Source organism: Erythrobacter sp. EC-HK427, assembly GCF_902498745.1.
Lineage (GTDB): Bacteria > Pseudomonadota > Alphaproteobacteria > Sphingomonadales > Sphingomonadaceae > Alteraurantiacibacter.
On sequence record NZ_LR701479.1, the window covers coordinates 1,557,476 to 1,566,051 of the forward strand.

Annotated in this window: 7 protein-coding genes; 6 read left to right on the forward strand and 1 reads right to left on the reverse strand. The window is 63.7% G+C overall.

The window, feature by feature from the left end; genetic code table 11:
• Nucleotides 1-46 precede the first annotated feature (46 nt).
• The 6 genes from GC121_RS07625 to GC121_RS07650 all read left to right on the forward strand — a co-directional run bounded on the left by GC121_RS07625 (nt 47) and on the right by GC121_RS07650 (nt 7,421).
• Nucleotides 47-1,240 (forward strand): DUF2235 domain-containing protein, encoded by a 1,194-nt coding sequence (locus GC121_RS07625; protein ID WP_151973587.1) that lies wholly within the window; start codon nt 47-49, stop codon nt 1,238-1,240.
• 130 nt (nt 1,241-1,370) lie between these two features.
• Complete coding sequence (locus GC121_RS07630; RefSeq protein ID WP_151973589.1) at nt 1,371-3,716, forward strand: TonB-dependent siderophore receptor; 2,346 nt, start codon at nt 1,371-1,373, stop codon at nt 3,714-3,716.
• Entirely contained in the window at nt 3,716-4,744 is a 1,029-nt protein-coding gene (locus GC121_RS07635) for a phytase (protein WP_151973591.1), read from the forward strand. Before GC121_RS07630 ends, GC121_RS07635 begins: the two co-directional genes overlap by 1 nt.
• 89 nt (nt 4,745-4,833) lie before the next feature.
• Nucleotides 4,834-6,150, forward strand: coding sequence for an alkaline phosphatase PhoX (locus GC121_RS07640; protein WP_151973593.1), 1,317 nt, complete (start codon nt 4,834-4,836; stop codon nt 6,148-6,150).
• Between the two features lie 21 nt (nt 6,151-6,171).
• A complete protein-coding gene (locus tag GC121_RS07645) occupies nt 6,172-6,630 on the forward strand; it encodes a low molecular weight protein-tyrosine-phosphatase (protein ID WP_151973595.1) in 459 nt (152 codons plus the stop codon).
• Nucleotides 6,627-7,421, forward strand: coding sequence for a fructosamine kinase family protein (locus tag GC121_RS07650; protein WP_151973597.1), 795 nt, complete (start codon nt 6,627-6,629; stop codon nt 7,419-7,421). The genes GC121_RS07645 and GC121_RS07650 overlap by 4 nt, the downstream gene beginning before the upstream one ends.
• Before the next feature lie 32 nt (nt 7,422-7,453).
• Here GC121_RS07650 and GC121_RS07655 read toward each other — a convergent pair whose 3' ends face one another.
• On the reverse strand, nt 7,454-8,533 hold the full coding sequence (locus GC121_RS07655; protein WP_151973599.1) for an enoyl-CoA hydratase/isomerase family protein: 1,080 nt from the start codon (nt 8,531-8,533) through the stop codon (nt 7,454-7,456).
• Nucleotides 8,534-8,576 lie beyond the last annotated feature (43 nt).

An 8,576-nucleotide genomic window follows, 5' to 3' on the forward strand; every position in this document is an offset into this window, starting at 1 on the left:
CCTGCAGCTGGGATAGGCTCGGTGACGACCGGGGGAACCAGCCGCAATGCCCAAGAACATCGTCATTCTGCTCGACGGAACTTCGAACCAGATCAGCGAGCACCGTTCCAACGTGCTGCGGCTTTACGGCATCCTGTCCAAGCGCCCCGATCAACTGGTCTATTACGACCCCGGCGTCGGCACCTTTGGTTCGGCGGGGATGTTTTCCAATCTCAAAAGCAAAGTTGTCGAGCTTTGGGGGCTCGCCACCGGCTATGGCATGGATGCCAATGTGAAGGAGGCGTATCGCTTTCTGGTCGAGAACTACGAAGCGGGAAAATCCGGAGCGGCCAGCGCGGGGCCTTCGCCGCGAGACCGGATATACATTTGCGGGTTCAGCCGCGGTGCCTATGCGGCGCGGGTACTGGCGGGTTTCATCAATGCATTCGGGCTGATGGAGGCGCGCAACCTCAACCTGCTCGATTACGCCTATCGCGCCTATAAGCGGATCGGCGAGGAAGGGCAGGCAGACAATTCGAGCGAGGCGTTTGCCGAAATGCGGCTGTTCGAACGCATTCTCGATCCTGATCGTCCGCCGATCCGGATGCTCGGCCTGTTCGATACAGTCGCTTCGGTGATCGAGCCCGCCCGCTATGGCTACCGGTTGGCCAGCCATGCCTTCACCAATCGCAATCCGAATGTGCAGAGCATTTTCCACGCGCTGGCGATGGATGAACGCCGCACCATGTTCCGCCATGTGCCGTGGGAGGAGGGACACGAATATCGCGGCAACCCCTTCAACCAGGCGGGCGCAGTGCCGCAGGAGGTCGAACAGGTGTGGTTCCCGGGCTTTCACGGTGATGTCGGCGGCGGCCACCGCGAGGAAGACAGCGCACTGTGCAAAATCCCGCTGCTCTGGATGATCAAGCAAGGCGAGCGCGCCGGACTGCATTTCTCCAAAGCGAGCATCAAATCCTTGGTGCTGGCGGACGAGAAGGAGAGCAAATATACTCGGCCCGATCCCTTGGCACCGGGCAAGAATTCGATGACCTGGGGGTGGAAACCGCTCGAAATCCTGCCGCGTCGAAAACCGGCGGATTCGCGCCGGCCTTCGCTGCTGGGCTGGATCATCCCTTGGTTCGAGCCACGTTTCGTCCCTGCTGGCGCGAAACTGCATCGTGCGATCGAAGACCGGCAGCGCAAGGACGGGCGCTGGCCGCCCAATACGCCGCCGCCGGGGCACTTCACGCTGGTGGATTGATGTGGCCCTTCTGCCACCTGTCACAATTGTCACAAATATGCGCCGGATTGTAACCGCGCGGTCACCGAGTTGACCCCGTTTCGCCACGCATCGCGCCTAACGCCGCCTCCATATTCACCGGAGGAAGCACATGACCCAGTTTCGTCTTTTCGCCTCGGCCAGCATCGCTGCACTCGCCTTCGCCGCCGCGCCCACCATGGCGCAGCAAACACCCCCGCCAGCCGAGACCGAGGAAGGCGAGGAAGACGCTATCCAGTCCGCCAACAGCATTGTGGTTATCGGCGAGATCGGTTTCCGCAACCGCAGTGAAGGTGCCGAGCCGACGCTGGAGTATGACGAGCAGTTCTTCCAACGCTTCGAGCCGCTGACCGCAGGCGATGCGCTGCGCCGTGTGCCTTCGGTGACTTTCCTGTCCGACGTGCTGGAAAGCGATGGCGCGCGCCTTCGCGGGCTTGATCCGGGCTATACCCAAATCCTCATCAATGGCGACCGCGTGCCCGGCTCCAACGCCGACCGTTCGTTCTTCCTCGACCGCGTGCCCGCCGAATTGATCGAGCGGGTCGAAATCGTCCGCTCTTCTTCCGCACGCCGCACGGGTGATGCAGTAGCGGGCACGATCAATATCGAGCTGCGCGATGGTCTCTCGCTCGATGGTGGTTATATCCGTGGCGGAGGTCTGCTGTTCAACGACGGCGAATTGCAGTCGAGCGCCGGTTTCTATTATGGTGGCGAACTCGGGCCGGGCCGCGTGCTGATCGGTGCCAACTTCCAGGGCCGCTACAACCCCAAGCTCAAGACGAGCCTGCGCTTCGGCGATTCGCCGGAGAACAATCCGAACTTTGCGACCGACGATTTCGACAATCGCGAAGACCAGACCGATACGCGCGACGGCAATGATTATGCCGCGAATGTGAGCTGGATTTTCGAAAACGCGAACACCGAATTCGAGATTGCCGGCAATTATGTGCGCACCGAGCGCATCGAGGACGAGCGATCTTTCGAGTATGATGACCTGACCGCCATTAACGGCCCCGTCCGCACGACCAACCCGGGCAATTTGCTGACCGACAACATCAATTTGAACACGATCACGCAGGAAAGCTGGAACGCCACCGCGCGTATCGAGCAGGAATGGGCAGCAGGCGAGACGTCGCTGCGCGTTTCCTTCGCGCGGTTTGACGATCTGCAGGACGAGTTCGAATACGAAGTGGACTTTGATCGCAGCACCCCGCGTTTTACCGGCGATCTGACGCTGTTCCAGGTGCAGGATGACGAGCTGGCGATCGAGCTGGAGCACGAAATCGAGTTGTCGGACGACATCGAATTTGTCTTCGGCGGCCTTTTCCAGAACAAGGTTCGCGACACGGACATTCGTGAAATCCGCAACCGCTTCAACCTCACCGCCGCCGACCGCGAAGGCTATGACCAGTTCTCGCGCACCCCGGCTGAATTTGTCACGACCTTCGCCCCGCTTGAATCCACCCCCGGTGGGCTCAACACGATTGAGGAAAACCGCCGTGACGTGTTTGCCTTGGTCGAAGGGGAAACGGGTGCAATGAATTTCGAGTTTGGCGTCCGCTGGGAAAACACCGATGTGACGATCAACGATCTGACCGTCGCACCCGCGCTCGCGCTGAACGAAGTGAGCTATGATGCGTTGCTGCCCTCCGCCTCGGCACGCATTGCCGTTGGCGATGGCCGGATCACGCTGTCGGCGGCGCGCACGCTGCGTCGCCCGCGTTTCGACTTCATCAGCCCCGCGCTGCTCGAAGCCGAGTTGGGTGACAACGATCTGCTCGGCAACCCGCAGCTGGAGCCGGAAACCGCGTGGGGCGGGGATATCGGCTACGAACACCGCATCGGCCGCACCGGCGTTGTCGGCGTCAACGTGTTCTACCGTTCGGTCGACAATCTGGTCGAAGTCGCGAACACCGGCGTCGAAGGATCGGAAGGGCCGGGCACTTTCGTCTACCAGCCGCGCAACACCGGCGATGGCGAAGTGTGGGGCATTGAATTCGATCTATCGACCAGCCTCGGCTTTATCGGCCTGCCCGATACGGGCATCTTCGGCAATCTCGGCCTGCTCGATAGCTCGATCGAGGACGAGTTCGGCCCTCGCCAGTTCAACGACCAGTCGCAGTTTGTGTACAATTTCGGCTTCATCCATGATTTCGATGCGCTTGATGCCGCCTTTGGCGCGACCTACCGCAAGCAGGGTGACGCCTTCGGGCGCGTTGTGGGCGAGGAAGTGACCACCAGCTATGGCGCTGATCTGGAGGTATTCGTGGAACGCAGCTTCGGCGACAACTTCACCATCCGTCTGGTGGGATCGAACCTGCTCGATTCGACCAAGGACGAAACCTTCAACAAGTTCGACACCGTGGACGACCAGATCACCCGCAGCTTTGACGAGTATGAGCTGGAAAGCGAAGAGGCCGGGCCGGTGTTCCAGCTGATCGCACGGTTCGCCTTCTGATGCGGCTGGCGCAGACTGCCTGTGCGGCGTCGCTTGTGGCGCTGGCTCTTGCGGGCTGCGCCACCACGCCTGTCGGATTGCCGCCGGTTGCCGTTACCGCCTCGGGCGAGACGGCGCCGGTGGGCACTGCCAATGAAGACGCGGCGGACGATCCGGCGATTTGGCGCAATGCGGCTGATCCTTCGCAAAGCCTGATCGTCGCCACGGACAAGAAGGCGGGGCTGTATGTCTACGGCCTTGACGGCGCGGTGCGCAGTTTCAACGATGCGGGCGCGGTGAACAATGTCGATCTCGTCACGCTGGATGATGGCACGGTTTTTGTGGCGGCGAGCGACCGGATTGACCTCGCCAATTCGCATATCTCCACCTTCACGCTCGACACCGCCACCGGCGCGCTCACCCCGCTGGGGCGGGTGACTGCCGGGCCGGGCGAAGGCTACGGCTTCTGTCTCGGCACGCATGGTGGGTTGACTGCGCTGAATGTCATCAAGGACGGGCGGCTGCGCGAATATAGCTTTGCGGAATGGGCGCCGGGCGAAACACCGTCCATCGCGCTGACCCGAGAAATGGCGGTTCCGACCCAGCCCGAAGGCTGCGTCTACGACAATCGCGACGGCACGGTTTATGTCGGCGAGGAGACGGCGGGCATCTGGCGCTTCCGCGCAGGCGAAACCACCGGTGAACTCGTTGCCCCCATCGATAACCAATATCTCGTCGCCGATGTCGAAGGCTTGGCGCTCGCGCTCGATGGCGCGGATGGCGGATACCTCATCGCGTCGAGCCAGGGCGATAATGCCTATGCGGTGTTCCGCTTGCCCGGGATGGAGCCGGTGGGCCGTTTCGCGATTGCCGCAGGCGCGTTCGGCGCGACCGAGGAAACCGACGGGATCGAACTGATGCTCGGCGATTTCGGGCCGGATTACCCGCAAGGCCTGTTCGTGGCGCAGGATGGCCAGAACGCCCCCGCCGCGCAGAATTTCAAACTGGTCAGCTGGGCCGAAATCCGCGCGGCGCTGGGGCTCGACTGAGCACGGCCCGCCCCAAGTGCGGGGTGTCTCGCGCGCGCTTTTCGGGCTAGGTTGCCGCCAACAGATTCGCAGAACGAGAGAGCACAGCCATGCATACTGACCGCCGCAAATTTCTGGGCCTGACCGGCGTCGCCTTTTCCGCCGTGCTGGCGGCGGGCTGCTCGACCACGGGGCGCAGCGCGCTGGCGACGGCGTCGGCCAACCGCTTCGGCCCGCTGCAGCCCGATCCGGCAGGCGTGCTCGATCTGCCCGAAGGTTTCTCCTACCGCGTCATCTCCCGCTTGGGAGACATGATGGATGATGGCGAGGGCGTTCCCGATGCGGCGGACGGCATGGGTTGCTTTGACCTTGGGAACGGCAAAATCTCGCTGGTGCGCAACCACGAACTGCGGCCCGACCGCGCCGCGCCGGTGGCGGTTTCGCCCGCCTTTGACACGGTGCAGCGCAGCCTGCTCGCTCTGCCGGGCGGGACGACCACGATCATCCTCGATGCCGAGACGCTGGAAGTCGAACGGCAATATCGCAGCCTTGCCGGCACGATCCGCAATTGTGCGGGCGGGGTGACGCCGTGGAACACGTGGCTCACTTGCGAAGAGAACACCAGCCGCGCCGATGGGCGGATCAATCAGGATCACGGCTGGGTGTTCGAAGTGCCCGCCGATAGCGGCGGTCTGGTTGATCCGGTGCCCCTGCGCGCCATGGGCCGCTTCAACCACGAAGCTGCCTGCGTCGATCCGGCGAGCGGCATGGTCTACCTGACCGAAGACCGCGACGATTCGATCCTTTACCGCTTCATCCCCGCAGAGCGCGGCAATCTGGCGGCAGGCGGCACCTTGCAGGCGCTGGTGATTGCGGGCGTCGCGGATACGCGCAACCAGAGCGGTGCGGCGATGGCTGCGCGCACGGCCTATGCTGGCACATGGATCACGCTCGACAATGTCGAAGCTCCCGAAGACGATCTGCGCCTGCGCGGTGCGGCGGCGGGAGCAGCAGTGTTCGCGCGCGGCGAGGGCATCTGGATGGGCGAGGGGGAAATGTATTTCACCGCCACCAGCGGCGGCGCGGCGGGTGAAGGGCAGATTTTCCGCCTTGCCCCGCGCACCAATGGCCCGGACATGGTGGAGCTGTTCTACGAAAGCCCCGCGCAGTCCGAATTCAGCTATGGCGACAACCTCACCGTCGCGCCGTTCGGCGATCTGATCGTCTGCGAAGACCAGTATTCGGACACGGTGGACAATTACCTGCGTGGCATCACGCCAGCGGGTGAGGCCTATGCCTTCGGGCGTCTCCGCATCCAGACCGAGCCTGCGGGGGCGTGTTTCAGCCCCGACGGGCGGACTTTGTTCGTCAATGCCTATGCGCCGACGATGACACTGGCGATTACCGGGCCTTGGCCGACCGCCTGATTTCGCGCTAGAGCTTGGCGGATGGCCTCTGTTCTGTTCGTCTGCCTCGGCAATATCTGCCGCTCGCCCATGGCTGAAGGCGCGATGCGCGCGGCGGCAGAGGCGGCGCGGCTGGAACTCACCGTGGATAGCGCGGGGACGGCCGCCTATCACGTCGGCGAGCCGCCCGATCCGCGCGCGGTGGCCTGCGCCGCTGCGCATGGCGTCGATATCTCGCGCCTGCGCGGGCGGCAGGCGATCCTCGACGACTTTTACGATTTCGATCACATCTTCGCGCTGGACGGGCAGAACCTCGCCAATCTGCGGCGGATCATGCCGGATGATGCGACAGCCACTCTCGGGCTGCTGCTCGATGTCATTCCGGGACAGGAAGGCAAGCCGGTTCCCGATCCCTATTATGACGGGGAGGACGCTTTCGATTACACTTGGCGGCTCGTCAGCGCAGCGGCGGACGCGATCGTGGTGAAGCTGCAAGGGTGAACTGGCAGCGCCGCATCACTGCCATTGCGGGGAGCGAAGTTGTCGCCTCGCGCAAGCTGGCGGGCGGCGATCTGGGCGGCGCGACTTTGCTCAAACTGGCTGACGGGCGCGAGTTGGTCGCCAAGGACGGGCCGTTGGCGATGCGCGAGGGCGCGATGCTCGAAGCGATTGCCGCCACCGGCGCCCCCGCGCCAATTGTGCACCACCGCGCCGAGGGCCTGCTGCTGATGGATTATGTCACGGCGGACGGGGTGAAGGACTGGCTCAGCCTGGCAGACGCGCTCGCGCTGCTCCACGCGCCGCGTGACGAGACCTATGGCTGGGACGATGACTACGCTTTCGGCAGCGTTGCCATCGCCAATGCGCGATGCGAGGACTGGCCGCAATTTTGGGCGGAGAACCGCCTCGCCTGCCATGCGCCGCATATCGATAGCAGCATCGCAAGGCGGCTTGACCGGCTGGCCATGGCTTTGCCCGATCTGCTTCCGCGCTATCCCACACCCAGCCTGCTGCATGGCGATCTATGGGGCGGGAACATCCTGTTCCATCATGGCAGGCTCGCCGCGCTGATCGATCCGGCGAGCTATATCGGCCACCGCGAGGTCGATGTTGCAATGCTCACCCTGTTCGATCACCCGCCCGTTGCATTCTTCGATGCGCTGCAACTGGAGCAAGGCTGGCGCGAACGCCTGCCCGTCTACCGCCTCTGGCCGCTGCTGGTGCATTTGCGGCTGTTCGGCGACGGGTATCGCGCCCCGGTGGTGAGCGCCTTGCAGGGGCTGGGCTTCTAACGGTTGCTGCCTTTCCCCAAGGGAAGGGCGAGCTATGCGAGCTCCGGAAACGGTGTCCATTCGCCGCCATCGGGGTCTTCGGCAAAGATGCCGTCGAGCAGCGCGTCGATCACGTCCTCGGGCTTGGCCGGGTCCCACGCCGGATCATTGTCCTTGTCGATCAGCACTGCGCGCACGCCCTCGGCAAAATCGTGGCGCAACATCATGCGGCTGGCGATGCGGTATTCCATGCGCATATTGTCCGCGAAACTGGCGCAATTCGCGTTCTCGGCGAACTGCCGCAGCGCGACCTTGCCGGTTGTGGGGCATTTGGCCTGCACTGCTTTCAGCTCCTTCTTCGCCCAATCGCCGCCATCGGCCTTCAGCGCAGCGATGATGCCTTCGAGCGTATCGGGGCCGAACAGCAGGTCGATCTTGGCTGCATTCCCCGCGATCCGCGCGTCGGGCGCATGGCTGGCCATATTGGCGAGCACGCCGCCCGGCGCTTCGCCCGCGATGATCCGCGCCTTGGCTTCCGCAAGCCTGTCACTGGTGAGGTAATGGGTGGCAAGGCCCGCCCACATGCATTCCGCTCCGTCGAGCCGCGCGGCGGTGAGCGCGAGGAACTTGCCCACTGCGCCGCGCAGGCGCGGAAGATACCAGCCCGCGCCGACATCGGGGAACAGGCCGATATTGCCCTCGGGCATGGCGAACAGCGTGTTCTCGGTCGCCACGCGGAACTGGCAGGGCTGCGAAATCCCCACGCCGCCGCCCATCGTCACCCCGTCCATGAAGGCGACAATCGGCTTGGGATAGGTGAACATCAGATGGTTGAGCCGGTATTCGGCATAGAAGAAGGCGCGGCCCGATACGCCGTCATCCTCCAGCGCGGATTTGCGCACCATCGCCACATCGCCCCCCGCGCAAAAGCCGCGCGACAGTTTGGGATCGCCATCCGGCGAGGGGGCATGGTCGAGGATCACCGCCGTGATCGCGTCGTCGTCCCGCCAAGCGAGCAGCGCCTCGGCCATCGCCTCGCACATCGCCTGCGTCAGCGCGTGCAGCGCCTTGGGGCGGTTCAATGAGATATGGCCAACAGGGCCGTGGGAGTGAATGTGGACTTCGGTGGTCATTCCAGTCTCCTCCCCTCCCCTTCAGGGGAGGGGATTAAGGGGC

Excerpts from the sequence above, each read along its gene's own strand:
- GC121_RS07625 (WP_151973587.1), top strand. The coding sequence starts at position 47 with ATGCCCAAGAACATCGTCATTCTGCTCGACGGAACTTCGAACCAGATC.
- GC121_RS07630 (WP_151973589.1), top strand. The coding sequence starts at position 1,371 with ATGACCCAGTTTCGTCTTTTCGCCTCGGCCAGCATCGCTGCACTCGCC.
- GC121_RS07635 (WP_151973591.1), top strand. The coding sequence starts at position 3,716 with ATGCGGCTGGCGCAGACTGCCTGTGCGGCGTCGCTTGTGGCGCTGGCT.
- GC121_RS07640 (WP_151973593.1), top strand. The coding sequence starts at position 4,834 with ATGCATACTGACCGCCGCAAATTTCTGGGCCTGACCGGCGTCGCCTTT.
- GC121_RS07645 (WP_151973595.1), top strand. The coding sequence starts at position 6,172 with ATGGCCTCTGTTCTGTTCGTCTGCCTCGGCAATATCTGCCGCTCGCCC.
- GC121_RS07655 (WP_151973599.1), bottom strand. The coding sequence starts at position 8,533 with ATGACCACCGAAGTCCACATTCACTCCCACGGCCCTGTTGGCCATATC.